This is a genomic window from Leptolyngbya sp. CCNP1308 (assembly GCF_034932455.1).
In the GTDB taxonomy this organism is placed as follows: Bacteria; Cyanobacteriota; Cyanobacteriia; order Phormidesmidales; family Phormidesmidaceae; genus Nodosilinea.
In genome coordinates this window covers 1-26,117 of the sequence record NZ_JAYGIH010000005.1, presented here as the reverse complement: position 1 = coordinate 26,117, position 26,117 = coordinate 1, and the positions used below count along the sequence as shown (strand labels likewise).

The 26,117-nt window shown below is 57.8% G+C and carries 21 protein-coding genes; 7 read left to right on the top strand and 14 right to left on the bottom strand.

The window, feature by feature from the left end; genetic code table 11:
- Positions 1-4: 4 nt before the first annotated feature.
- The 3 genes from VB780_RS03935 to gloB form a co-directional block, all read right to left on the bottom strand.
- Complete coding sequence (locus VB780_RS03935; protein ID WP_323349838.1) at positions 5-2,383, bottom strand: PP2C family protein-serine/threonine phosphatase; 2,379 nt, start codon at positions 2,381-2,383, stop codon at positions 5-7.
- A gap of 191 nt (positions 2,384-2,574) precedes the next feature.
- Entirely contained in the window at positions 2,575-2,922 is a 348-nt protein-coding gene (locus tag VB780_RS03930) for an NAD(P)H-quinone oxidoreductase subunit M (protein WP_323349837.1), read from the bottom strand.
- 94 nt (positions 2,923-3,016) lie between these two features.
- Positions 3,017-3,814 (bottom strand): hydroxyacylglutathione hydrolase, encoded by a 798-nt coding sequence (gene gloB, locus VB780_RS03925; protein WP_323349836.1) that lies wholly within the window; start codon positions 3,812-3,814, stop codon positions 3,017-3,019.
- A gap of 228 nt (positions 3,815-4,042) precedes the next feature.
- Between gloB and VB780_RS03920 the strand changes: the two genes are divergently transcribed.
- The 3 genes from VB780_RS03920 (at position 4,043) to VB780_RS03910 (ending at position 6,025) form a co-directional block, all read left to right on the top strand.
- The gene (locus VB780_RS03920) at positions 4,043-4,240 is read left to right on the top strand and encodes a hypothetical protein (RefSeq protein WP_323349835.1); all 198 of its coding nucleotides are present in this window, start codon (positions 4,043-4,045) and stop codon (positions 4,238-4,240) included.
- 147 nt (positions 4,241-4,387) lie between these two features.
- Positions 4,388-5,449, top strand: a complete 1,062-nt coding sequence (locus VB780_RS03915) for a potassium channel protein (protein WP_323349834.1) — start codon at positions 4,388-4,390, stop codon at positions 5,447-5,449.
- A 24-nt stretch (positions 5,450-5,473) separates the two neighbouring features.
- On the top strand, positions 5,474-6,025 hold the full coding sequence (locus VB780_RS03910) for a DUF1697 domain-containing protein (RefSeq protein WP_323349833.1): 552 nt from the start codon (positions 5,474-5,476) through the stop codon (positions 6,023-6,025).
- Here VB780_RS03910 and ileS read toward each other — a convergent pair.
- From ileS to VB780_RS03885, 5 genes are all read right to left on the bottom strand, one after another.
- Positions 6,008-8,890 (bottom strand): isoleucine--tRNA ligase, encoded by a 2,883-nt coding sequence (gene ileS, locus VB780_RS03905; RefSeq protein WP_323349832.1) that lies wholly within the window; start codon positions 8,888-8,890, stop codon positions 6,008-6,010. The two genes, VB780_RS03910 and ileS, sit on opposite strands and share 18 nt — an antisense overlap.
- Before the next feature lie 171 nt (positions 8,891-9,061).
- A complete protein-coding gene (locus tag VB780_RS03900) occupies positions 9,062-10,171 on the bottom strand; it encodes a Ycf66 family protein (protein ID WP_323349831.1) in 1,110 nt (369 codons plus the stop codon).
- Between the two features lie 160 nt (positions 10,172-10,331).
- Positions 10,332-11,357, bottom strand: coding sequence for an anti-sigma factor antagonist (locus VB780_RS03895; RefSeq protein ID WP_323349830.1), 1,026 nt, complete (start codon positions 11,355-11,357; stop codon positions 10,332-10,334).
- A 205-nt stretch (positions 11,358-11,562) separates the two neighbouring features.
- Complete coding sequence (acnA, locus tag VB780_RS03890) at positions 11,563-14,244, bottom strand: aconitate hydratase AcnA (RefSeq protein ID WP_323349829.1); 2,682 nt, start codon at positions 14,242-14,244, stop codon at positions 11,563-11,565.
- Between the two features lie 150 nt (positions 14,245-14,394).
- Positions 14,395-15,348: a J domain-containing protein gene (locus tag VB780_RS03885; protein ID WP_323349828.1), complete on the bottom strand. Its 954-nt coding sequence runs from the start codon at positions 15,346-15,348 to the stop codon at positions 14,395-14,397.
- Positions 15,349-15,514: 166 nt separating this feature from the next.
- Here VB780_RS03885 and VB780_RS03880 point away from each other — a divergent pair, with 166 nt between their 5' ends.
- The 3 genes from VB780_RS03880 to VB780_RS03870 all read left to right on the top strand — a co-directional run bounded on the left by VB780_RS03880 (position 15,515) and on the right by VB780_RS03870 (position 19,359).
- Positions 15,515-15,886, top strand: a complete 372-nt coding sequence (locus VB780_RS03880; RefSeq protein ID WP_323349827.1) for an NINE protein — start codon at positions 15,515-15,517, stop codon at positions 15,884-15,886.
- Between the two features lie 10 nt (positions 15,887-15,896).
- A complete protein-coding gene (locus VB780_RS03875; RefSeq protein WP_323349826.1) occupies positions 15,897-16,427 on the top strand; it encodes a ComEA family DNA-binding protein in 531 nt (176 codons plus the stop codon).
- A 532-nt stretch (positions 16,428-16,959) separates the two neighbouring features.
- Complete coding sequence (locus VB780_RS03870) at positions 16,960-19,359, top strand: phosphoketolase family protein (RefSeq protein ID WP_323349825.1); 2,400 nt, start codon at positions 16,960-16,962, stop codon at positions 19,357-19,359.
- A 14-nt stretch (positions 19,360-19,373) separates the two neighbouring features.
- Here the strand turns inward: VB780_RS03870 and VB780_RS03865 are convergent, their stop codons facing one another.
- The 6 genes from VB780_RS03865 to htpG all read right to left on the bottom strand — a co-directional run bounded on the left by VB780_RS03865 (position 19,374) and on the right by htpG (position 25,465).
- Positions 19,374-20,753, bottom strand: coding sequence for an FAD-containing oxidoreductase (locus tag VB780_RS03865; protein WP_323349824.1), 1,380 nt, complete (start codon positions 20,751-20,753; stop codon positions 19,374-19,376).
- Positions 20,753-21,211 carry a hypothetical protein gene (locus VB780_RS03860; RefSeq protein ID WP_323349823.1) on the bottom strand — a complete coding sequence of 153 codons (459 nt, stop codon included), beginning with the start codon at positions 21,209-21,211 and terminating at the stop codon, positions 20,753-20,755. The genes VB780_RS03865 and VB780_RS03860 overlap by 1 nt, the downstream gene beginning before the upstream one ends.
- Positions 21,212-21,565: 354 nt before the next feature.
- Complete coding sequence (locus VB780_RS03855) at positions 21,566-22,024, bottom strand: hypothetical protein (protein ID WP_323349822.1); 459 nt, start codon at positions 22,022-22,024, stop codon at positions 21,566-21,568.
- Positions 22,025-22,291: 267 nt separating this feature from the next.
- Entirely contained in the window at positions 22,292-22,882 is a 591-nt protein-coding gene (locus VB780_RS03850) for a hypothetical protein (protein ID WP_323349821.1), read from the bottom strand.
- Positions 22,883-22,963: 81 nt separating this feature from the next.
- On the bottom strand, positions 22,964-23,284 hold the full coding sequence (locus tag VB780_RS03845; RefSeq protein WP_323349820.1) for a hypothetical protein: 321 nt from the start codon (positions 23,282-23,284) through the stop codon (positions 22,964-22,966).
- 201 nt (positions 23,285-23,485) lie between these two features.
- Positions 23,486-25,465, bottom strand: a complete 1,980-nt coding sequence (htpG, locus tag VB780_RS03840; protein ID WP_323349819.1) for a molecular chaperone HtpG — start codon at positions 25,463-25,465, stop codon at positions 23,486-23,488.
- 278 nt (positions 25,466-25,743) lie between these two features.
- On the opposite strand from htpG, the gene VB780_RS03835 reads away from it, so the two are divergent.
- The gene (locus VB780_RS03835) at positions 25,744-25,995 is read left to right on the top strand and encodes a hypothetical protein (protein WP_323349818.1); all 252 of its coding nucleotides are present in this window, start codon (positions 25,744-25,746) and stop codon (positions 25,993-25,995) included.
- Positions 25,996-26,117 lie beyond the last annotated feature (122 nt).

Here is a 26,117-nt window from a genome sequence, read left to right as displayed (position 1 = left end):
GGGGCTAGGGCGTACAGCGACCCGCCTGGGCCGGGGTAACAAGCTCTAGAAACGCGGCGGCCCCGTAGAGCTGCCGCGTCTGCACCCAGCCCTCTTCGCCCGGAGCCAACAGGCGTTGACCTAGGTCGGGGGCAGGGGAGAGAGCGGGGGGGCTTTGATCGGTTTCCTGAGGCTGCTGCTCAAGGGACTCGCCTGAGGGAATAGAGCAGACCCGCAACTGCACCCAGTCGACATTATCCGCCGTGGTTTGGCGGCTGACCACCCTAAGCACGCTACCCGTGGCTACCATCGGGAGGGCTTCAGCAGCCGAACTGAGAGCAGGCTGCTGGTTCAACCGCAGTAATTCACCGTTGCCTACCGCACCCAGCGCGGACTGCCAAAACGATCCGACCTGGACTTCAACGATCGCCGCTAGGGCCGCTTCTGGCAGCGGTCGACCGGTCAGGGCCGGTAAGGACCAGCGGGTGGCCAACGGCTGCAGAGCAACCGGCTCAGAGGAACTGCGGCTAACGGCTAAGCCCAAACCCGCTAATACCGCTAGCACCGCACCCATGCCCCCCAAAAAGGCTGCCCAGGGAAAACCTGAAGGCGCAGGGGTAGGAGCTAAATCGGCGGGTGGGGCCGGGGCCACAAGGCGAGTGGCTGAGGCGGCTGCGGGCTCCTCGGTCAGGTTGGCAGCCCTTGGGACACTGGAGATGACGTTGTCTGCCTGCCGCAGAGAGCCCGCAGGCAGGGTCGGCAGCGGGCTGGGCTGGGGTATAAACCGCATCAGTCCAACGGTGACGTTGTCGTGGCCGTTGAGCCGATTTGCCTGCTCAATCAGAGCAGCTACGGCCGGGCTGAGAGGGCCGGGGGCAGTGGTTAGGGGGGCTATTAGATGAGGGGCCAGCGCTTCGACGCGATCGTAGTCGCTGAGACCGTCAGAGCAGAGCAGCAGCACCGCCGGGTCATCGAGCAGTAGATGCTGCACCGAGGGGTACAGCAGGCCCGAATCGCTAATGCCCAGCGCCTGAATGAGTGCCCCGCCGCTGGGTAGCTGCACGGCCTCTGAATAGAGGGCATAGCCCATCTGCGCTTCTCGCGACGCAACGTCGTCGTCGACGGTGATTTGGTAGCAGGTGTGGGGGCTGATGCGGTAGGCGCGGCTGTCGCCAATGTGGGCAATGGAAACGTAGGGAAAATGCACCAGAGCCACCACCACCGTGGTGCCCATGCGGGCGCGGGCCGAGCGATGCTCATCATTGTTGCGGGCGGAAATGGCATCGTTGGCCAAGATCAGGGCCTGCTTGAGGCACTGGGCGATCGCCCCTGGAGACGGGTAAGCCTGCTGAGTGAGAGGTTCTAGCTCCTGCTGAAGCAGCTTGATGGCCGTCTGGGACGCCACACTGCCCTGCTCATGGCCACCGATGCCGTCGCACACCAGCAGCAGCGGCAGGGTGGTGATGCGGTCTGCCGGACAGGGCAGCCGCTGCTGGCGCGGATCGTTTTCGGGGTAACAGGCATCTTCGTTGCGATCGCGAGTCGGCCCCTGGTCGGTATCTGCGGCCCAGTCTACGGTCACCAATAGCCCCTGAGCCAAGGTCTCAATGGCCCCCTCCAACTCAGCAACGAGGTCTTGGGCAGAGGTTAACCCGCCATCTTTGAGAGCCTTGATCAGCCAGCCCAGGTAGGAACGTACTGGCGGTTGAGCGGTAGCTCCCAGAGACTGCCACCGCTGGCCGAGCTGAGCCAGGGTAGGGCTGGGGGCATCGGCCACCAGTCGGGTAAGCCGCAGCAGGGCTCCATCTATCCGCAGGTCGTCGAGATCTAGCAGGGTGGTGGCCACCTGCTCTCCAACGAGCGTGGGCCATAGGGCCGCCACCTGCCGCAGCCAGTTGAGCTGCTCCAACGGCGACCCTTCCGCCCACCGTTGAGATAGGGAAGGCAGAATAGCGGCCTCAATCTTGCCCTGTCCGGGGAGTTCTCCTTTCTCATTGGCTGCTTGGGGGTGCAGTCGCATGCCAATGGGAGCGCCCTCCAGAAGCAGCACCGTAGACGTTATGCCAGTTTGTTCTGAGGTGAGGTAGGCATAGGGACGGGGGACATGCTGGGCCAGGTGAAACAACTTTTGGTAAGCCAGCACCGAAGCCGGAATTTTGTCTAGGGGCGGTGTCGGCGTGTCGGGCCGCGTGTCAAGCCAGAGCTGATGCCCCCCCTGAGGCCGTTTTTGGCCATCGCCCCAAGCCAAAAACCGACCGGCTACCAACGTGCCAGATCGAACCGTTAAAGGCCCATCGCTAACCGCCAGCAAAAAGCGATACAGCAGAGGGGTCTGGCAGACCTTACAGCGGCTAGCGGGTGGGGTCGAGACCGACCGGCAGGATGGGTTAGAGCACTGGATCACGATCCGTCTGGGGGCAGGTAAACAGCTCTTCAGCTCTCATGGTATCTAACCCCGGCCTATCTAAGGCCAGGATCTTTAGACCCAGCGTAGCTAACCTAGACCAGGGCCAGACCAGGAACAGAGGCGGGGACATGATCTTGCCCCTGTATCGACGACGGTTGACTAGTTTCACCAGGTCAGTAGGGCAGACCCTAGTTAGCCGACCCGTCAGCCTCAACTCGAGGTAGCCCCATGCTGTAGTTGAGGGCGCGGCTTTTGAGGTTATAGCTAATGACTCCCTGCTGCAGGAGTTGTCGCACAAAATGCTCTAAATCAGAGCCAATGCGGCGCAGGTTGTAGTCGGTCAAATCTTCTCCGGCGGCGGCATCGACCAGGCGGTCAAACTCGGCGTAGACGGTTTTGACGGCGTCTTCAGACCAGTTGAACTCGTTGTCGGGGTCAATGTCTAGGGTGAGCTTGTCGTCGCTGGGCACCAGCTCGTTGTTGGCAACAATAGCGGTGTAGATGTGAATGTGCCGGGTGGTCGATTTGAGCATCATAGCCAGGTTTTGCCCTTCTATTAATTGTGATCTAGGGTGTTTGCCCCCAGGATGCGCTGTTGTGATTGTATAGCAACCGCTCCCTGGCGAGAGGCTAGAACTGGTCTTTTTTGCCCCGCAGCCGGGCAAAGGTTTGTAATGCTGAGGTACTATTCATCGCCCGCTGCAGACTGGCATTGTCCCACCTAAGAAAGGGATTGGTTTGTTTCTCAAGCCCCAAGGTGGCGGGTACCGTGGGCTGGTCTTGGGCACGGGCGGCCTGCACCTGCGTCAGCCGCTGTTGCAGGGTGGCATTGGTGCCATCTATGGTAACGGCAAATCTAAGGTTGTTCAGGGTGTATTCGTGGGCGCACCAAACCCGCGTAGTGTCGGGTAGCTGACGCAGCTTGCCCAGCGATTCAACCATCTGTTGCGGACTGCCTTCAAATAGGCGACCGCAGCCCCCGGCAAACAGCGTGTCGCCGCAGAAGAGTTCCCCCCAGTCGTTGGGGGTGGCCGGAGCTAGGTAGTAGGCAATGTGGGCACGGGTGTGGCCGGGCACAAAGATCACGTCGGCGGTGCGTTGATCGTCGATCGCAGCTTGCCCGTCGCAGATTGGTACCCTGTCCCCCTCCCGTAAAAAATGGGTCTGGCCGGGAATGCGGCCCCGATCTTCGACCCCACCATAGACCTGGGCCTGGGGAAATCGCTCCAGCAGCTGACGATTGCCGCCCACGTGATCGCTGTGGTGGTGGGTGTTGAGAATAGCGGTCAGCGTTGCCCCCAGTTCCTCTAGGGTTTGCAGCACTGGCTGCGCATCGCCGGGGTCAACCACGGCGGCCTGCCCCCGCACGGCATCGTGGAGCACGAAGATATAGTTGTCGCGAAAGGCCGCTATCCGATGAATTTCCAAACGGTTCTTCTGGCTCTGCACTGTTTTTTCCGTAACTTCTCGATGGAAAACCTGCTGTTGCTCAAGCTTTAATACAGGTTTACTGAATCTTTATCCGTAGCTCAACCGTACCCTCCAAAGATTGGGCATGCTGAAGGAAGCATTAAATTGTAGCTTTCGCTACATCGCTCCTGAGGCTCAGCCCAGGGTCTTTTACTATCGTCACTCCTGAACCGAGGATTTGCAATCATGGTGTCGTCTCTGCCTGCCCCAGATATTCAATCGCTGGTGAGCGTTGCCCTAGAGCAAGGAACGCTGAGCCGCCGCGACCACCTCAGCCTATCGGCGGCGATGCTCAGCAACCCTCTGCTGTCCAGCCGCGATCGCCAGTACATCAATCAGATATTCGACAGCATTCGCGCTGGGCGAGTGCGTTTGGCCGACTAGAGTTCTCTTCAGATGGAAACGTTGCGCCCTGGCTAACCCCGGGGCGCTTTGCCTTTAAAGCCCTAGGGCAGCTACAGCTACGGTAGCCTATAGCTGGGCCGTGCTCTAGGGCCAGTGTTTAAAGCCAAGTTTTAGTGGTCAACCCCCGTGCGCCCTAACCGCCCCCGCTATGGCGAAACGATTGTCGAAGAAAACTATCGGCGCACCCGGCAACACCTGATTCGTGGCGCGATCGCCCTGGGGGGTGTGGTGCTTTCAGGAGTGCTGTGGTACCGCCTAGTGGAAGGCTGGAGCTGGCTCGATGCCACCTACATGGCGGTGATTACCCTATCGACCGTTGGGTTTGGGGAGATTAACCCCCTCAGTCCCCGAGGCCGACTGTTTACCATTGTGCTAATCATGATGGGAGTTGGCGTAATTGCCTATATTCTCAACAGTCTGACCGAGGCCATTGTACAAGGGCACTTTCAGGCTGGGTTTCGGTTACTCAATCGGCGCAGACTGATGGAATCTTTGCAGGGCCACTACATTATTTGCGGACTAGGGCGCACCGGGCGGCAGGTGGCAAGCGAGTTCTCTGTGGAGCAAATTCCCTTTGTCGTGGTGGACTCTGAGGATGGCACAATTCAAATTGCCCAGCAGCTCGGGTACATCTCGCTTCAGGGCGATGCCACCCAGGATCAGACTTTAATGCAGGCCGGGGTAGATCGGGCTCGCTGCCTCGTGGCGGCTCTGCCCTCCGATGCTGAAAACCTCTACATTGTGCTCTCGGCCAAGACCCTCGCCCCCGGTATCCGCACCATTGCTCGGGCCAGTAGTGAAGAGGCCATTCTCAAACTTCAGCGGGGCGGGGCCGATGTGGTGGTATCGCCCTACATTACCGGCGGCAAGCGCATGGCCGCCGCCGCCCTGCGCCCTCAGGTGGTGGATTTTTTGGACGGCATGCTCACCGGGGCCGAGCGCACGGTCTACGTCGAGGAGTTTTTGCTGCTGCCTGAGAGCTGCCCCGTCATTGGCAAAACCCTGTCGGAGGCTGAGCTGGGCAGCCGGTCTGGAGCGTTGATTTTGGCGATTCGCCGGGATGATGGGGGGCTGATTTTTGGCCCTACTGCCGACACCCGGCTTTACCCTGGCGACATGGTAATCAGCATGGGCAACGCCGATCAGCTGCGGCTGCTGAGCCAGATCATCAGCCCAATTGCGCGTTAGAAAAAGGAGACCTGAGGATACTCCATGACAATCTATATCGCTCTAATTCGGGGCATTAATGTGGGTGGGAAAAATAGGCTCCCCATGCAGGCGCTGGTGGCAATGCTTGAGGCGATTGGCTGCCGCCAGGTTAAGACGTACATTCAATCGGGCAATGCTGTGTTTGAAAGTAAAGAAAAAGATGCTTTAAGGCTTGCTAATCAGATCAGCTTGGCTATTGGACAGCAGTGCGGATTTGAACCCTACGTCCTCATTCTAGGGTTCCAGGAAATGCAGCGGGCGATCGCAAAAAACCCTTTTCCTCAAGCGGCGGCTGACCCAAAAACGCTACATCTCGGGTTTCTGGCCACCGCTCCTGAAAATCTCAAACTAGAAAAGCTAGCAGAACTCAGGAAAGACGGCGAAGATTTTCGACTGCTCGACAAGGTGTTCTACCTCTACGCGCCAGCAGGCATCGGTCGCTCAAGGCTGGCTGCCAACGCCGAGAAACTGCTCGGTGTCGCCATGACCAGCCGCAACTGGAAAACCGTGAGTGCTATTCGGGACATCGCGCAGAGCCTAGAACGTTCCAGCTAGGGCCTCAATGCAGCGATCGCAGATCGTCGGATCTTCACTACTATCCCCTACATGGCTGGAGTAATTCCAGCAGCGATCGCACTTCTGCCCATCGGCATCCACCACGCCAATACCCAGCGCGTCGGATTCGCTACTGCATTTGACGCCAGCGAGAGCTTCAGGGGTATCCAGCACCTCGACCTGGGAAACCAGGAAGAGGTAGCGCAGCTCATCCACGTGGTTGGAGCCGGGAGCGACTGCATCCGTAGGATTCATCGCCGCCAGCTTTGCCCGCAGTTCGAGATCGGCGACGTATAGCAGCGCCTTGGCCTCTAGTGAAGAGCCAATGTCTTTAGCGGTGCGGGCCTGCTCCAGCACCCGGTTCACCTCCTGGCGAACGGTGCGGATCTGGCTCCAGGTTTCGGCTAGAGCGGGCTGTTGCCATTGGTCATCCATTTGCACCCAGCCCGCCTGAAACACAGATTTGTGGGCGGTGGGGTAGGGCAGATTTTGCCAGATGTCTTCGGCCATGTGGGAGAGCACCGGGGCGATGGAACGGGCCAGGTTTTCGATCGCAATGGCAAGAACAGTCTGACAACTCCGCCTGCGGAACGAATCTGCCGCACTGATGTACAGCCGATCCTTAGCGGCATCGAGATAGAAGTTCGACAGATCGACCGCGCAGAAATTCTGCACCGTCTGGAAGAACCGGAAGAACTGGTAGGTCTCGAAGGCGTCGGTAATATCGGCAAACACCTCGGTCATGCGGTGCAGCATGTAGCGATCGAGCTCGGGCAGCTGGTCGTAGGGCACCGCATCCTTAGCGGGGTCGAAGTCATGCAGGTTGCCCAGGAGAAACCGCGCCGTGTTGCGAATCTTGCGGTACACATCCGCCATTTGCTTGAGGATGTTGCCCCCCAGAGGCACATCGGAGGAATAATCGACCGATGACACCCACAGGCGCAGCACATCGGCTCCGTAGGGGGGCTCGGTCTTTTGGTTTTTGCCGCCGTTGATCACAATCGCCGGATCCACCACGTTACCGATGGATTTGCTCATCTTGCGGCCCTGCTCGTCGAGGGCAAAGCCGTGGGTGAGCACGGTTTTATAGGGGGCGCAGCCATTCACCGCCACGCTGGTCAGCAGGCTCGACTGGAACCAGCCCCGGTGCTGATCAGAGCCTTCCAGGTACATGTCCACCGGATACTCCAGCTCGCCGCGCTGCTGAACCACCGCCGCCCAGGAAGAGCCGGAGTCGAACCAGACATCCATGGTGTCGGTGCCCTTGCGGTAGGTGCGGCCATTGTTGCGATACTGCTCGGGCAGCAGTTCGGCCTCGGGTAATTCCCACCACGAGTCAGAGCCCTTTTCGGCAAAGATGGCCTTAATGTGAGCTATGGTCTCCTCATTCAGCAGGGGTTCCCCGGTTTCCTCGTCATAGAACACAGGAATGGGCATGCCCCAGGTGCGCTGGCGCGAGATGCACCAGTCGGAGCGATCGCCCACCATCGAGGTAATCCGTTTCTCGCCCGTGGCGGGAATCCACTGCACTGACTTGATCGCCTTCAGCGCGGCCTCGCGGAACCCTTCGACTGAGGCGAACCACTGCTCGGTGGCGCGGTAGATGGTGGGCTGTTTGGTGCGCCAGTCGTAGGGGTACTTGTGAACGTAGGGCTCGTGCTTGAGCAGCGAACCGGCCTTGTCGAGGGCTTCAATCACCGCCGGGTTGGCATTGGTGAGCACGTTCAGCCCGGCGAAGGGGCCAGCTTCCTCAGTCATATCGCCTTTTTCGTCTACGGGAGACAGTACCGGCAACCCGTAGCGCTGGCCAACTTTAAAGTCTTCTTCGCCGTGGCCGGGCGCTGTGTGCACTAGGCCCGTACCCGATTCGGTGGTGACATAATCGCCGCCGATCAAGATGGGGCTGGTGCGATCGAACAGGGGATGGCGATAGGTAGAGTGCTCTAGCGCTGCGCCTTTGATCTCGGATTTCACCGTGAGCTGAGAGCCGAGGACTTGGCTCATCCGCTCCACCAAATCCTTGGCGATGATCAGGTACTTAAACGGCTTTCCAGACGCGACCTCTACGACGGCGTAGGTCAGCTCCCCATTTACCGCCACGCCCAAGTTAGCGGGGATAGTCCAGGGGGTTGTCGTCCAGATCGCCACGCCCAGCTCACCCAGGTAAGGCTCTAGCGCCGCCTTCGCGTCGGGGGAGACGCTCACCATCGGGAAGGCGGCATAGATGCTAGGGGAAGTGTGGCCTTCGGGATACTCTAGCTCGGCCTCTGCCAGGGCCGTCTGGGAGGTGGGGCTCCAGTGCACAGACTTGAGGCCGCGATAGATGTAGCCCTTCAGGTACATCTGCCCAAACACGTCGATCTGGGCTGCTTCGTACTCGGGCAGCAGGGTCATGTAGGGGTGATCCCAGTCGCCCCAGATGCCGTAGCGCTTAAAGCTCTCCCGCTGGCGATCGATGGTCTTGAGGGCAAAGGCCTTGGCCTTATAGCGCAGTTTGAGCGGCGTCAGGTTTGCCCGTGCTTCTGGGTCCATAGCCTGGAGCACCTTTAGCTCAATGGGCAGGCCGTGGCAATCCCAGCCGGGCACGTAGCGCACTTTGCGGCCCTTGAGCAGCTGGTATTTGTTGATGGTGTCTTTGAGAATTTTATTGAGGGCGTGGCCAATGTGCAGGTCGCCGTTGGCGTAGGGCGGCCCGTCGTGCAGCACAAAGACCTCGCCGGGGTTGTTGACCGACAGCGTTTCGTAGATCTGGTTCTCGGCCCAAAAGGCTTGAATTTGGGGCTCGCGCTGGGTGGCGTTGGCCCGCATGTCAAAGCTGGTCTGGGGGAGAAGAACGGTATCTTTGTAGCTTTTGGTGTCTGTCACAGCCGGAGATTGACTAAAGGTAAAAGAATGCTCGCGCCATTATGGCAGATTTGGCCCGCGACTATGACCGGGGCCAGTCTCGGGTGAGCCATCTCTATACATTAGGTCAGGTTGAGGGCAATTGCAGGGTTAATCTCGGCGTTAAGAGCCGGGGGAACGCTCCCCAAATCATTAGAGGTCATCGGGCCAATTTTCCTCTTCCTCGCCGTCAGGGATGCCGGGAGACTCGCGGGTCTGGGGCTCTGGGATAATTTCTTCCTCGGCATCAGGCTGACGTTCTGGCGGGATCGAACGGTTGCGATTCGCCAAGGATGACGTCTGCGGCATCCCAGAATCGGGAACCGGCTCGGCACGAGTATCCCTCAGAGAATCGCCCCAGTCAGCGCTCTCGATCGCCTCAGTATCGACAATCGTTACCGTCAATGACGGGTCGAGGCTCGATGGTTCGGCAATCGAATCGGCACTGGGAACGGGCGGACGCTTGGATTTAGCCAACGACGACGGGCGGGGCGGAATTTCGATCACCGCTCGCTTGGGTTTGGGACTGGTCTTGGCCTTCATCACATCGCCTACCCAGGCTTTGAACCCGGCCAACCTGGCCCCAGCCGTAGCGGGCTGCTGCTTTGCCCGAACTGAGGGCGGTTTGGGTGAACCCTGGGGATTTTTAGGGGCTGGCGCAGTCTGCGGTGCGGAGGGGCGCGGCGATCGCTTCGCCCGAGCAGAGGGTGAAGATGGAGGCTTGACTGGCTCTAAAACAATCGCTTCTGGAATGTGGCCCATATTCCCAGCAAACTTCGATTGACGGGGGCTGGGCGCTAGCTCATCGACAAATTCGTAGTCCACATCTTTGAGGGATGAGGCTCGGATTTCGCTGGTGGCGATCGCCGGATCGCCCGGCAGTCTGTCGTCGTCTACCTCAGGCAGCCAGCGCTTTAGGGGAGTACTCCGCAGCAAGTCGAGCGACCACTGCTTTACCTGCCGCCCAAAGGTGGGCCAAGAATCTTGGGTAACTGGCGTCTGCAAATCTAGGGGCGTGCGCTTGCGGCGCAGACTCAGGGTTTGCCAGCCCAGCCAGCCCAGCAGCACCACGCTAGCTAGATGCCCGAGCAGCTCAGTAGGCGAGGTTTGAACGGCGCTAAACCACAGCACCAGGCCATAGAATGCCCCCACCCCGCTCCAAAAAAAATCGTGGCGGCGATGCACCTCAGGGAAAAAGAAGGCGGCCCCATAAAGCGAGAGGCTGCCCAACCAAACCGCGATCGCTAGAACGTAAACCCCCATGCCGCCCGCCGTGCCCGCTACCTCGACCCCACTACTCTATCGCGGCTTGCTAGACCAGGCGCGATCGGACAACCTCTCTGAAGCGGAAAATCCCACTTCTCCTTAAGCCCAAAGATGGCAGGAGTTGTTCAGCCCATCCACCCACCTAACCATCCACTCACTAGGATGCACCAGCTTTCTTCGAGAACAGCACCAGAACGGTCTTGAGAATGAGCTGGATATCGTAAGCCAAACTCCAGTTCTTCTGGTAGTCGAGATCCATGCGAATCACGTCTTCAAACTTTTTCACCGTAGAACGACCGTTGACCTGCCACTCGCCAGTCATGCCCGGCTTCACGTCGAGACGCTGCCACTCGGGCACATTGTACTGCTCAATCTCATCGGGGGTGGGGGGTCGGGTGCCCACCAGGCTCATGTCGCCCCGCAGCACGTTCCAAAACTGGGGCAGCTCGTCTAGGCTGGTGCGGCGCAGAAATCGGCCCACTTTGGTAATGCGGGGGTCGTTTTCATTTTTGAACAGCGGCCCTTCCACCTCGTTTTTGACCTGGGCCTTCAGAGCCTCGGCGTCGGTCACCATAGAACGAAACTTCCAGATATTGAAGCGCTTGCCCATCCAAGAGCAGCGCACCTGCTTGAAGAAAATTGGGCCGCCGTCTTCGAGCTTAATGGCGATCACAATGGGCACCGATAGCACGGCAGTCAACACCAGGCCCACTAGCGCGCCCAGAATATCCATCAGGCGTTTGCCCTTAGAGGCCACCGAGGGATGAGTGGTGAGGGCAACAAAGCGCATCTCGGGCTTTGTTGCCGGGCCTTCGGGTTCGCCCGCCACGGGCTCGAAGGTAAACAGCTGCTCTAGGTCGGTCAGGGCCAGCACCATGCGCACCTGCTCTTGTACACCCCGCAACACCATGGCAATCCCTTTGGTGTGGCAGGTGCGGTAGCAGATCACTAGGGCTCCCAAGCCGCTGCTGTCGATGAACTGGGTCTGACTCAGGTCAATGATGATGGTTTCAGGGGCCGGTTGGCTCAGGCAGTGGCGTTTAACCTGTTGCTCAAACTCGACCGCCTCAACAACGGTTAAGGTAGACGGCACGCTAACGACCCGGGCGGTTTCTATCGCCTCACCGGAGGGCTGCTCTGCTACTACTTGTGGATCCTGATCTGGGGCAATGGATGAGGTCATACCGGCATCCCTGGTAATGGTTAGTGGCAATAGGTACTGTCAGGGTTCCCTCGACAATGTCCAAACTATAGGAGGCGCGGTCGGGGGTTGCCTTGACCACGCCTCCAACTTCAACGAGTCTTAACGAGTCGTTGATGAGTTGATTAGGAGCACCTGAGTATTCCTACCCTTGACGGCCACCGAGCGCCACAGTTCCAGCGCCGTCCTAAACCGCCAGAAGCTGCCGCAGCACGTAGGGCAAAATGCCGCCGTGGCGAAAGTATTCCACCTCATCTAGAGTGTCGATGCGGCACAGCAGCGGCACAGTGGTGCTGCCCTTGTCGTCTCGGTGAATCAGCAGGTTGACGGTCATACCGGGTTGAATGCCGCCGCTGAGCCCGGTGAGGTCAAAGGTTTCGCTGCCGTCGAGGTGCAGCACACCCCGGTGCACCCCATCTTTAAACTGCAAGGGCAGCACCCCCATGCCCACCAGATTAGAACGGTGGATGCGCTCGAAGCTCTCGGCGACCACGGCCTTGACCCCCAGCAGGCGGGTGCCCTTGGCAGCCCAGTCACGGGATGAACCGGTGCCGTACTCTTTACCTGCGATGACGACTAGGGGGATGCCGCTGGCCTGGTACTTCATGGCGGCATCATAAATGGACATATCGGTGCCGTCGGGCATGTATTTGGTCACGCCGCCGGAGGAACCAGGCACCATTTCGTTTTTGAGGCGAATGTTGGCGAAGGTGCCGCGCATCATCACCTCGTGGTTGCCCCGGCGCGACCCGTAGGAGTTGAAGTCGGCGGCGGTGACGTGGTTGCCCACCAGATAGCTGCCCGCCGGGCTATCGGTTTTAATCGCCCCAGCGGGGGAGATGTGGTCGGTGGTGATGCTGTCTCCCAGCAGGGCCAGGGGCCGTGCGCCGATGATGTCGGCAAAGGCTTGGCCATTGACGCTAGAGGGCATGCCATCGAAGTAGGGCGGGTTTTGCACGTAGGTGCTGTCGCCGTTCCAGGTGTAGGTTTGGCTCTCGGGTGTCTCGATCTGTTGCCAGTCGGCGGTGCCGGTGAACACGTTGCTGTAGCGGCTGCGGAACATCTCGGGGGTGAGGGCTGCGGTCATCACCTCGAAGATTTCGGCACTGGTGGGCCAGATGTCTTTGAGGTAGACGGGGTGGCCTGCGGGGTCTTGGCCAACGGGGTCAGTTTTGAGGTCGATGGCGAGGTTGCCTGCGATCGCATAGGCCACCACCAAGGGCGGCGAGGCCAGATAGTTGGCCTTGGTGTGAGGACTCACGCGCCCCTCAAAGTTGCGGTTGCCCGACAGCACTGCGCCCACCACCAGGTCGTGCTCCTCAATGGCGCTGGCGATGGGGGCAGGCAGGGGGCCAGAGTTGCCAATACAGGTGGTGCAGCCGTAGCCCACCAGGTTAAAGCCCAGGGCATCCAGGTCTTCTTGCAGGTTGGCCTTTTCGAGGTAGTCGCTCACCACCTGACTGCCGGGGGCGAGGGAGGTTTTGACCCAGGGTTTGACGGTGAGGCCTTTCGCTCTGGCTTTGCGAGCCACTAGCCCGGCACCAATCATTACCGAAGGGTTAGAGGTGTTGGTGCAGCTGGTGATGGCGGCGATCACCACATCGCCATCGGTGAGGCTGTAGTCGGTACCGGCCACAGGGACGGACTGCTTTTCGGCGTAGGGCTTGCCGCTAAAGCCGGGGAAGTCAGAGGTCTTGAACTGGTTGGCCAGCGCCGCCAGGGTGACGCGGTCTTGGGGCCGCTTTGGCCCGGCTAGGGAAGGTTCTACTGTCGCCAGATCCAGCGATAGGGAGTCGGTGAAGACTGGCTCGGGGGCGGTGGCATCGCGCCAGAGGCCCTGGGCTTTGGCGTAGGCTTCGACCAGGGCGACGCGATCGGGCTCGCGACCCGAGAACTCCAGGTAGCGGATGGTTTCGCCATCGATGGGGAAGAAGCCGCAGGTGGCCCCGTACTCGGGGGCCATATTGGCAATGGTGGCGCGATCGGCCAGGGTGAGGTGGTCGAGACCATCGCCGTAAAATTCGACAAATTTGCCGACCACGCCCTTGGCCCGCAGCATTTCTACTACGGTGAGCACCAGGTCGGTGGCGGTGGCCCCTTCGGGCAGCGACCCGGTGAGCTTAAAGCCCACCACCTCGGGGATCAGCATGGAAATCGGCTGACCCAGCATAGCCGCCTCGGCCTCAATGCCGCCCACGCCCCAGCCCAGCACCGAGAGGCCGTTGATCATCGTGGTGTGGCTGTCGGTGCCCACCAGGGTATCGGGGTAGGCAACGGTTTCGCCATTGTCGTCCTTCGTCCACACCACTTGGGCTAGATACTCTAGGTTGACCTGATGGCAAATGCCGGTGCCGGGGGGCACGACGCGGAAGTTGTCGAAGGCGCTCTGGCCCCAGCGTAAAAAGGCGTAGCGCTCAAAGTTGCGCTGAAATTCTTTCTCGACGTTTTGGCCAAAGGCATCGGCACTACCGAAGGAATCGACCATCACCGAGTGGTCGATCACCAGATCGACCGGGGAGAGGGGATTGATTTTGTCGGGGTCGCCCCCTAGATTGACCATGGCGTCGCGCATGGCGGCCAGATCGACCACGGCGGGTACGCCGGTGAAGTCCTGCATCAGCACGCGGGCCGGGCGGTAGGCAATCTCGCGGCTGGAGGTTTTGTCTGTGAGCCAGTCGGCGACGGCCTGCACGTCTGTAGCGGTAACCGATCGCCCGTCCTCGTGGCGCAACAGGTTTTCGAGCAGCACCTTGAGGCTGAAGGGCAGGCGGCTGATGTCGCCTAGGGCCGCTGCCGCAGCGGGCAGGCTGTAGATGGTGTAGGTGGCATCGCCTACGGTGAGGTGGGTCTTGGCGTCAAAACTATTCACAGGGCTTGGGCTCTCCGATCGCGACGGGGATCTATCTACCTAGATCATAGATAGCGTTGCGATTTTATTACACTGGTCGCACCACTGCGCTGTAGGCTGTGTTGCCAATCACCCTTTGAACCCGAAGATTGTCCAGGGATTGCCTAGAGCTTAGCGGCTGGGATCTTTAGAAAATAGTCCGCCAAACAGCGATCGCTTAGTGCTGTTAGTATCGTTAGTTCTGTTCTGAGAGGGGGTAGTTGCGGGGCGGGGCGGGGTTTGATCCAGAGGCAGGTTGAGCTGCCGGGCATACTTGAGCGCTACGGCGTTCTTGGGGTTGAGGCGCAGAGCCTGCTTAAAATGCACCTTGGCCATACCGGGCAGCTTTTGCAGCAGATAGGCTTGACCCATCAGACAGTGGTAACTGCTGTTTTGAGGATCAATTCTGAGGGCGTCTTTGAGTTCTTGAATAGCGGCCTGAATGTTTTTACCCTTGAGATATTCCTGGGCTCGGCCAAAATGGCGCTCAGCGTACGCTAGCCCCGACGACGCCCGGGCGTCGTTGGCGGGTAGGTCTGCCAGGGGCTCGGAGGAGATTGTGGCGGCGGCCACTAGCCCGGTTCGCTTTTCGCGAATGACTGGAGCACCCATCTTGCGGCGCAGGTACACCAGGTTGATCTCGCTGAGCTGCTGGGTACAAGTCTCAAAGTCAGCTAAAGACTCGTACTGGCGACCGCACAGCTGGTCAACCGCCTGCTCGTAAAACACGTCAACTTCGGCCTCGGCCACATCTAGCAAATATTTGCCAGGCTTACTGGTGGGCTGGATCTGCTGATCGCGGCTGAGGCGTCGCACCTTAAAGCGCAGGGTTGCCAGCACCTCATTGCGGCCCTTGTCTTGCTTGAGGCGCTGGTAGGCGGGGTTGACTAGCTTGGGCAGCACCTGATCGGCCAACAGGCGCAGTTCTGCCGGCACCTCGACTAAAGCATCGGGATGCAGTTGTTTAGCCACCACTCGATAGCGCTTCAGAATGCGACGCTCATCGGCCGCTACTGACACACCCAGTAGCGCATAGGGATCGGTATAGCGGTTGAGCCATTCGGGGGTGAAGGCAGCGTGAGGCATTCAGGGGCAGAGCTAGAGAAGATTCTTCTATTGTTACGGATTTCGCGAGAACGACATATCAGAATCTAGCGGGTGATGTCGATTCTTTACGCCCGTCTTATACTGAATTTACAAGATTAGCTCAAAGCTTTTAGATTCTACGGGTTCCCCATAACAGCGAAGGGCGATGATGTTAGCACAGCGTTCCCGTCGAACAGCCGTCATTCTAGCGTGGCTAGGGGTGTTAGCCCCGGTATCCGGATTCCATAAGTTTTATCTGGGGCAGCCCGTCTGGGGCACCCTCTATTTGCTCCTGAGCTGGACGCCGATTCCTCGGGTTGCCTGTGCCGTTGAGGGATTTTTACTGCTCGCTCAACCCAGCGACGCGTTTGCCCCGCTGGAGACTTCCCCCAGTCGAGCTAAAGAGGGTCTTGACCCTGCCCAGGTTAGCGCCCTGGGGACAGCCCTGCGGGAGTTAGATACCCTGCGCCAGGATGGGTTGATTTCGGAGCTGGAGTTTGAGCAAAAGCGCCGCCAACTGCTCGATCGAGTAGCTTAGGGATACGACAGTGCTAAAACGTTGGCAGGCTTTGAGGGCACAGTTACATCCCCTGGCGGCTCGCTTGAGCCAAGACCCGAGCTATCGGCTGGGGTCTTATCAGGAGGTTGCCCAAGCCGCCAAGCTAGGGTTCACGCTGGATGTGAATCGGGCGACGGTTGATGATTGGCTGCGGTTGCCGGGCCTGTCGATTCGCCAAGCCCAGGGACTGGTGCGCCTGCGGCAGGCCGGAGTACAGTTTCACTGCCTGGAGGATCTGGCGGCGGCGCTGGGGGCGGCCCCGACCCAGCTTACTCCCCTAGCCCCGGTGCTGTCATTTTGCTACTACGAGGAGCACTGCGGCACTCTGCCTAGAGTGGGTCTCAACCAGGCCACGGTCTATGAGCTGTGCAGCCTGCCGGGGATGCCCCCCGCAGTGGCTGAGGCTGTGGTGCAGGAGCGATCGCGCCGTGGCCCCTACCAAGATTTAGCTGATTTGCAGCGCCGCCTAGGCTTGGCTCCTGACCTGGTGCAGACTCTGATGTACTATCTGCGGCCTTAAAAATTAAGGTTTAACGGTCTCTAGAAATAGCTGTAGCCATCCCCACAAAAACAGCTAGCTTAAGCTATTTGATGGGATTGCCAAATGGGCGATCGCATCGGCCATTGGTTTGATTCTATGGAGTGAATAGTTTCCTAAAGGCATAGAAACAAAACGATAATTGCGATCGCTCAATCGCCTCAATCGCTTATTCAATAAGGTTTGCAGTCATTTTTTAGGAACCATAATCTCAGCTTAATTTCGCAAGAGTATTGTCCAGACAATAGAAAATGCTCTAGAACATTAACCAAAGAGCACTCGCTCTAAATAAACGTTCTGTTTAGGGATGCAAGCTCGGCCCGTTAGGACTGTTGCGGTAAAACTCTGGATGGATATTTATCTGGATCGCTCAATAAGAGTGAAAAGGGCATATGCAACGGTTTGGGGATTGCTATCTTTGGCCGGTAGTCTCCCCATCTCTAAATGCGCCCGAGTGAAAGCTCTTTTTGGATTCCCTTAAGGACAACGAGCACTTTTTGCTGGAATTAACGCCATGGTAGTAGCTTCCCCTCCCCAAACCAAACCCCTCACCGACGAAGAGTTGCGCAAAATGCACGCCTACTGGCGGGCCTGTAACTACCTCGCCGTAGGCATGATCTACCTGCGCAGCAACCCCCTGCTGAAAGAACCCCTTGAGTCTAAGCATGTCAAATATCGGCTCCTAGGCCACTGGGGGGCCTCCCCCGCCCTGAGCTTTACCTACATCCACTGCAACCGGCTGATTAAGAAATACGACCTCGACATGATCTTTGTGGCCGGGCCGGGCCATGGGGCACCCGGGGTGCTGGGGCCGGTCTACCTAGAGGGCACCTACTCGGAGATCTACCCCGATAAGACCCTGGATGAAGACGGCATGCAGCGGTTCTTTAAGCAGTTTTCGTTCCCCGGCCACATCGGCAGCCACGTCACCCCCGAAACCCCTGGCTCGATCCACGAAGGGGGCGAACTGGGCTACAGCATTTCCCACGCCTACGGGGCGGTGTTGGATAACCCCGATCTCATCGTCACCTGCGTGGCGGGGGATGGTGAGGCCGAGACCGGGCCACTGGCCACCTCCTGGCACTCCAACAAATTCATCAATCCGGCCCGCGATGGGGCGGTGCTGCCGATTCTCAACCTGAACGGCTACAAAATCGCCAACCCCAGCATTCTCTCCCGCATTTCCCACGAAGAGCTGGAAGCGTTGTTTGTGGGCTATGGCTATACCCCCTACTTTGTGGAGGGCAGCGACCCCGCCGAGATGCACCAAAAAATGGCGGCGGTGATGGAAGAATGCGTCCTTAAGATTAAAGAAATTCAGCGGGATGCGCGGGTCAACGGCAATGTATATCGCCCCCGTTGGCCGATGATTGTGCTGCGCAGCCCCAAGGGCTGGACGGGGCCGAAGGATGTCGATGGCCATAAGGTAGAGGGGTTTTGGCGGGCCCACCAGGTGCCCATGGGCGGCATGCACAGCAACTCCGAACACCTGCGCCTGCTCGGCGAGTGGATGCGCGGCTACGGCCCTGAGGAACTGTTCGATGAGCACGGCACTCTGGTTCCAGAACTGCGGGAGCTGGTCCCCGTTGGCCCCCGCCGCATGAGCGCTAACCCCAACGCTAACGGCGGCATGCTGCGCAAGGCGCTGAAGATGCCTGATTTCAGGGAATATGCGATCGCCGTGCCCAAACCCGGCAGCGTGGAATTTGAGAACACCAAGGCCCTGGGCATTCTCATGCGCGAAATTATGCGCCACAACCCCAACAACTTTCGCCTCATGGGGCCAGACGAAACCGCCTCTAACCGGCTCAACCCGGTGTACGAGGTTTCTAAGAAAGCCTGGATGGCTGACTTTTTGCCCGAAGACCTCGACGGCGGCGAGCTTTCCCGCGATGGCCGGGTAATGGAAATGCTCAGCGAGCACACCCTCCAGGGCTGGCTGGAGGGCTATCTGCTCACCGGTCGCCACGGCCTGTTTCACAGCTACGAGGCCTTTGCCCACGTGGTCAGCTCGATGTTTAACCAGCACGCCAAGTGGCTGGATATCTGCAAAAACCACGTGCCCTGGCGGCGATCGGTGTCGTCACTGAACATTTTGCTGTCGTCGCTGGTGTGGCGGCAAGACCACAACGGCTTTAGCCACCAAGACCCCGGCTATGTCGATCTGGTGACCAACAAAAGCCCCGACGTGGTGCGGGTTTACTTTCCGCCCGACGCCAACTGCCTGCTGTCGGTGGCCGACCACTGCTTCCGCAGCGTGGACTACATCAACGTGATTGTTTCCGACAAGCAGAACCATCTCCAGTACCTCGACATGGAGCAGGCGGTGATCCACTGCACCAAGGGTCTGGGCATTTGGGACTGGGCCAGCAACGACGACTGCGGCACCGAGCCCGATGCCCCCGACGTGGTGATGGCCTGCTGCGGCGACATTGTCACCAAAGAGTCGCTGGCGGCGACCGCCATTCTACGGGAAGAGTTTCCCCATCTGAAGGTGCGGTTTGTCAACGTGGTTGACCTGTTCACCTTGATTTCGTCTGGGGAGCACCCCCACGGGCTCAGCAACCGCGACTTCGACTCGCTGTTTACCCCCGACAAGCCGATTATCTTTAACTTCCACGGCTATCCCTGGCTGATTCACAAGCTGGTGTATCGCCGCTCAAACCAAGACCGCATTCACGTGCGGGGCTACAAGGAGCAGGGCAACATCAACACCCCGCTAGAGTTGGCGATTAACAACGAGATCGATCGCTTCAACCTGGTCATTGACGTGATCGATCGGGTGCCCAAGCTGGGTTCGGCGGCGGCCCACGTGAAGGAAAAGATGAAGAACAAGATCATCGAGTGCCTCACCTATGCCCACACCGAGGGCAAAGACCAGGATGAAATCGTCAACTGGCAGTGGCCCTATTAGAAGCAGTAATCCCCTTAGGTGATCGGCTGCATTTCGCCCACCACGGTGGGGAGCAGCTCAGACACCGTGGGGTGAATGGGCACGGCCCTTTGCAGAGTAGTGTAGGGCTGGTCGGCGGTCATGATGTCGATTAGCCCGTGAATGGCCTCATCGCCGCCAACGCCCAAAATTGCTGCGCCAAGGATGCGCTGGGTCTCGGCATCGGCCACAATTTTGATCAAGCCCTGGGTCTCGCCTTTCTCAATGGCGCGGCCTACTTTGCTCATGGGTCTGGTGCCCATGAGCAGGGGGCGTCCGGTGGCGCGGGCCTGGGCCTCGGTCAGGCCGACGCGCCCCAGGGGAGGGTCGGTGTAGAGGGCATAGGCGGGGATGCGATCGCTCACCCGCCGCTCAGCCCCGTCGAGTAGATTGGCCGCAACAATCTCAAAATCGTTGTAGGAAGTGTGGGTAAACGCGCCCCGGCCATTGCAGTCGCCCAAGGCCCAGATGCCCGGTACGCTGGTGCGGAGCTGATCGTCAACAGTGATATAGCCGTGCTTGTCTGTGGCGATACCGGCGCGATCGAGACCCAAATCGTCGGTGTTGGGCTGACGCCCCACCGCTAGCAGCACGTGGCTGCCGATTACCTCAGGCTCGCCGTCGGCACAGTCGAGGTGCACCGACGCCCCATCGGCGTGGGGGGCAAAGGCAATACACTCGGCCCCGGTGCGCACCTGCACCCCCTCGGCTTCGAGCATGGCTCGAAGCGCGGCGGATATATCCTCGTCCTCGCGGGAAACCAGGCGCGGGCCTTTTTCTACCACCGTGACCGCTGCCCCAAAGCGACGGTAGATCTGGGCAAACTCTAGTCCAATGTAGCTACCGCCCACCACCACCAAATGCCGGGGCAGGCTGTCGAGCGCCAGCATGGAGGTGTTGGTCAGATAGTCAATTTCTTGCACACCGGGCATCTCGGGCACCCGCGCCCGACCGCCCACGTTGATAAAAATCTGCGGCGCACTCAGGAGTTCGTCACCGACCCGCAGGGTATTGGCGCTTTCAAAGCGTGCCTGGCCATGGAACAGGGTCAGACGCTCCATGCTGCCAAGCCAGTCCTCAAGGCCGCTACGAGAGTTTGCCACCACGGCCTTAGTACGCGCCTTGACCTGGGCCATATCGACCGCGATCGCACCCGAGAGCACCACGCCGTAGTCGGCGGCGCGGCGAGCCAGGTGGGCGGCGTAGGCGCTGGCGACCAAGGTTTTGGTCGGCGTGCAGCCGGTGTTGACGCAGGTGCCGCCTACTAGATGCCGCTCAATCAGCGCCACGGTCATGCCCGCTGCGGTCAGCCGCCCGGCCAGCGGTGGCCCTGCCTGACCGGCACCAATAATCAGTGCATCAAAGGATTGAGTCATTACAGCAGCCCCACAATTAATACTGCGCCAAGGATGGCGATTGCATCTTCGATCAGCGCCGCCGGTAGGTCACGACCCAGGGCGGTGGCGAGGCGCGATCGTGCCGCCGCGCCGCCCAATGTGCCAATCACTGCACCCACCGCGCCCGCGATCAGTCCGCCTATCCACGTGCCGCTAGGTAGGGCGATCGCCGCCCCGGAGATGGCCCCGCTGACAATGCGAGCGCCAAACTGGGCCGGAACCTTACGGCTGGGCGTAAAGGGAAGTTGATCGGTGACAAATTCACCCAGCGCCAGCGCTGAGAAGATCCAAGGGCTGAAGCGATAGCCGAGAAAGGCGAGCCAGCTACCGTCGAGGCTGAGGTAGCCCAGGTAGGCGGCCCAGCTTGTAGCGGCGATCGCGGTCATGGTGCGTAGACCGGCGATGATGCCTATCAGCAGCGCCAGCAAGTAAACCATAGGGCAACCTCACCTGTATGCACTTAATTACGATCGCCTGGCCTCTGAGCTATCTCGTCCAGAACTCACCGATAGAGCGACGGTCTATAAAATCCGGCTTTTGTGAATTCTAGTAACCAAAGGTTAAGAATTGGTTGATCGTCACGGGCACTACGATGGCGAAAATCATGGCATACATAGTTAGTAGAGTCAACGGCTCCTGTGAGGAAAGCTTTACCCACGAAAATACCGTTGCTGTTGACTGTTTGAGAACTAGGGATAGCGTGGTAGGTTGACAGGGTTGATGGGCGATCGCGCTCTGGCAGATTGACCAAAGAACGCATTTGAATACGCTCATCCCATCTCTTTAAGTTGCTAATTTACAGAGACTTCTAACGGATTGTACTCAACCTCGACCCTGTCTCCGTATTTGATATTTGGTATTGGTGGCGCAATTATTTCGATGATGGATGGGTTTTGAAAGTTGCGCTTTTTGGTTTCTGGGTGAGGGTAGTAGATCCAGCAGTTATAGGTTGAGGCTTGAAACAAAACTCGACAGCGCGAGAAGGAAAAGTCTTCGGGAGGATGGCGATCGGTCCACTCGACCTGGCGAAAGGTGAGTTCAGGGTTGGTGAGCTGAAAGGTGCTAGGGCTAATGGAAATATTGAGCGTTCCTGGGAAATAGCCTGACAGGTCTAAGCCCAAACCCCTAAAGAAAGGCGTTTGCATTTCAATAGTGCTAGCCGGATACGGGCTATCTAGAGCAGACCCGGAGGCTACCTGATGCCCTCGTTCTACAATGCCGTGAATCTTCTGCCAAGAGCGATCGTTCATCTTGAAAACAGGTTGAGGAATTTGCTGTAGCTGGGAATAACCAAAGATATAGCGCTTATCTCAAAGTTTTCGAGTGATCGCACCCATGAGCGATCGCATGACAGAGGCGCAGCGGCGGGTTAGGCCAGGTGACCATATAGGGTGTTTATTCTTTTAACCCCACCCTTGACATTGGAAGACATGAGCAACCATGGGTGAACTGGCACAACCCTCAAACTCAACAGAAATAAGTTCAGCGGCGGGTTCCACTCCGTTTCATCCAATTTACTACTTGGCAATTAAAATTTCATAATTGCTGCTACTTTTAACAGTTCCTCCCCATGGAAATAAGCATAAACCTAGGCTAGGCTCTAATATTCCCGGATGATCTCCACTGCCGGTTTCTTGATCTTTACTATCCGGAACCTCCTGAGAATAATTGGTGCGACATATAACTGTTAAGAATCGATCGTCTGACATTAGAGTTCCTTCTGGTAGACCGTTAACATTTTCAGAATTCGAACTAGGTCTTTCCCAGCTTATTTCGCGCTCAGAGACTAGGATTTCATAGTCTCTTGCCAGTTTTTCTTCTGGTTCTTTTATTTCTCCATCTTCTACTTTATAGCTGGGTATGTTACAGAGCCCTTTAACTACTTTGCCAGGAACTTTTCTTCCAGAAATCTCCGCCCTACACAAGAAAAGAAGCCGATTCCCCTCGATCTCTGATGTAAATTCTTCGGCAGCTACGAAGGCATTTGACGGGACATTGCTTGCTGTAGCCTCAAGCCATTGATAAGATGGAGCTTCCTGAGAATTGTCAATTACTTTTACACCTATGGATTCGGTGCTTTCTGTATTTCGCCTATCGATAACCTTCAAAGTGACAGCATAGATGCCTCCTTGACTGGGCAGTGTAATAGCAAAGTAATTACCTTTCGAAACCTCTGTGCCATTTACCAACTATATGTGCTTCAATGCGCTGCCATCTTGTGCATCAGAAGAAATGGATTCTAGGCGGAGTTCAACACCCTCTGGAATGGTTATGATAGGAGCCTTGAGGCTATCATTTAGGTGACTATCAGATTCTGGTTGAATGACGTGAACTTTTGCCACAGGAGGCTCATTTTCACCTGGCTTTAGAGACTCAATCAATTCTGGAAGTGGGGTTAGAACAGCTGCTAAGGCACCAAGAAGAGCGACTGCTCCTCCTCCAATTAGCCAATTTTTTATGCTAGTATTTTGATTATTTTCTGCCCTGACTTGATTATCTTTTTCGTTCATGAGTATCTGTGTATATTAGGACTGGATAGTTTTAGCTTGATCACTCCATCGAATATTTTTATCTTCTCCGCATCAAGCTTTTTTATGCTATCAGCGTCGAATTATATACTTGGCCACGGATCGTTTTCACTATATTAAGAAAAACCTAAAAAGCCCCTAGGTTCTTGAAGAACCTAGGGGTCTGTCTACAGAAGCAGTTTTCTATCGCTCAGTCAGCTTCGTTAGCAGTGTGTTCGATCGCTCCACAAAAGTCTTCATGCCATCGGCATCAAAGCCCTTTTGGGCCATCAGCGCCGTGTCGTAAACCTGGTTGCAGATCATCGTCGCCAGATCGCCCGCTGGGGAGCTGCCGCCGTCGGCCCCGATGATTGTGCTCTGGCTCAGTCCCAGCAGGTTTTGAATTAGCGGATGGGCCGTATTCACCATCAGCACGTGGTCGTCGGGGAACTGCATCTCCTGCTGCTGAATCATCGCCATGGTTTCCTGCATGCGGCGGGCTTCTTCGGGCAGCAGCACCATCGCCGGGGGAGCCCCTTCGCCCTTCAGCGCCTGAGGTTTAATGTTGACGCGGGGACGGTTGATCGCCTGCTCAAACATCTCTTTGACCTCATCGTCGCGGGTCTTGTTGGTGGCCGGGTCTACGATTTCGCTCTGCTTTTCTTTGTCGAGCAGAGTGTCGTCCAGATCCGCATCCACCCGCACAAATTTCACATCGGAGTATTCCCGCTCCAGGGTCGGAATAAAGTGGGTATCGATGAACGAATCCATGAACAGCAGCTCTAGGCCCTGGCTCTTGAACAGCTCGATATAGGTGGCCTGGGAAACCTCGTCAGTGGCGTAGAAAACGCGGTTTTCGTGCTTGTCTTTGTTGCGCTCCAGGTACTCTTGCAGAGTGGTGTAGAAGTTGCCCTTGGCGTCGGTGGCGGGTTTGGCGGCGTCAGCCACTTCTGACCAGGCGTCGCCCTCGTCGGTTTGCACTTCGACTTTGGGAGCTTCTTCCGCTTCGCCCAGCTTAGCGGTAGTGCGGAAGATCAGGATGTCTTTGACCTGCTCCTTAAACTTGTCGTCGTTGAGGGAGCCAAACTTGACGAAGTTGCCCAGGTCTTGCCAACTGGCGATGTATTTGGCAGGGTCGTCGCGGTACAGGGCTTTGAGGCTGTCGCCAACTTTCTTGGCGATGTAGTCGGCGATGCGGCGCACGGTGCGATCGCCCTGCAAAAAGCTGCGGCTCACGTTCAGCGGAATGTCGGTGCTGTCGATGACGCCGCGCAGGGGCAGCAGAAAGCGGGGCACCACCTCTTCGCAGTTGTCGGTGACGAAGACCTGGTTGCAGTAGAGCTTAATGCTGCTCTTAGTGATGTCGATGTCGGGCTTGAGCTTAGGGAAGTAGAGAATGCCGTTGACCACGAAGGGGTAGTCGGTGTTGAGGTGAATCCACAGCAGCGGGTCTTCCTGGAAGGGATAGAGGTAGCGGTAAAACTCCAGGTAGTCGTCGTCGGTGAGGCTGCTGGGCGACTGCTTCCAGGGGGCTTCGTGCTTGTTGACGACCTCGCCGTCGATTTTAATCGGCACCGGCATGAAGTCGCAGTAGGTTTTAATCAGCTGCCGAATGCGGGCCGGTTCGAGGTATTCTTCTTCGCCCTCCATCATGTGCAGGGTGATGGTGGTGCCGACAGTGGTGCGCTCCGAGGCGCTCAGTTCAAATTGGGTCGAGCCATCGCAGCTCCAGTGCACGGCCTCAGCCCCTTCTCGGTAGGAGAGGGTGTCGATCTCGACGGTGCTAGCCACCATAAACGAAGAGTAAAAGCCCAGACCAAAGTGGCCGATGATTGGGTCGGCGGCGGCGCTGTCTTTGTATTTGGTGATGAATTCTTCGGCGCTGGAGAAGGCTACTTGGTTGATGTACTGCTTCACCTCGTCGGCGGTCATGCCGATGCCGGTGTCAGAAATACTGAGGGTTTTCTGGTCTTTGTCAAACTTGACTTCGATTTCGGGGCTGCCAATGTCGCCGGAGTATTCGCCGGAGCGGGCCACCATAGAGAGTTTTTTGATCGCGTCTACGGCGTTAGATATCAGCTCTCGCAGAAAAATCTCGTGCTCCGAGTAGAGCGCTTTTTTGATAATTGGAAAAATATTCTCGGTATGGATCGAGATATTGCCCTGTTCCAGAATCGTCGTCATGGCGGTTCGGTAGTGGTTCAGCTAGTGGTTACTTAAAGGCAATTTTTGACGCTGTTGGCAAATTCCACAAGCGGCGATTTCTGCACTTAGAGGTTCGGTCGACCCCACTGTGGCCGCTGGCGGTGGGGCAGAGAGTGTCTGAAGTAACAGTAAAGCCCCAAAAAACTTGTTATCTGTACCTGGGAAGGTCAAATGCTCTGTGCATTGTCTCCCGACATTTACTATGCTTCCGCGCCCTGTGGATCGCTGGCCCCTTAGACCTCTACCGCAAAAAGCCCATGAGTTATCTCAAAAACATGCCGCCCGTTGCGCTAGCCCGCCCGGGTGGTTTTTGGCAGACCATTGGCCAGCGCCGCCCCTGGGGAATTTTGGCGCTAACGGCCCTGCTGCTGCTAATTATCGTTCCTCCGGCCCTGGCCCAGGAAGGGTCGGCCACGGGGGTAGACGCGATTTTTGCGCCCATTGTGGACGTGATGGCGCTGCTGCTGTTTTTCAAAATTGGCGGCGAGAATGGGTTTCCGTTCAGGTAGTGCACTTTAGTAAAGGACAGAGGAAAACGTAGGCGATTCCCGTTCTGCCAACTTCTCTCTGACGCGGCGATTGTAGTCGTGGATGAACGTCCAGATCGCACCAATGTGATTCTCTAGCTTCT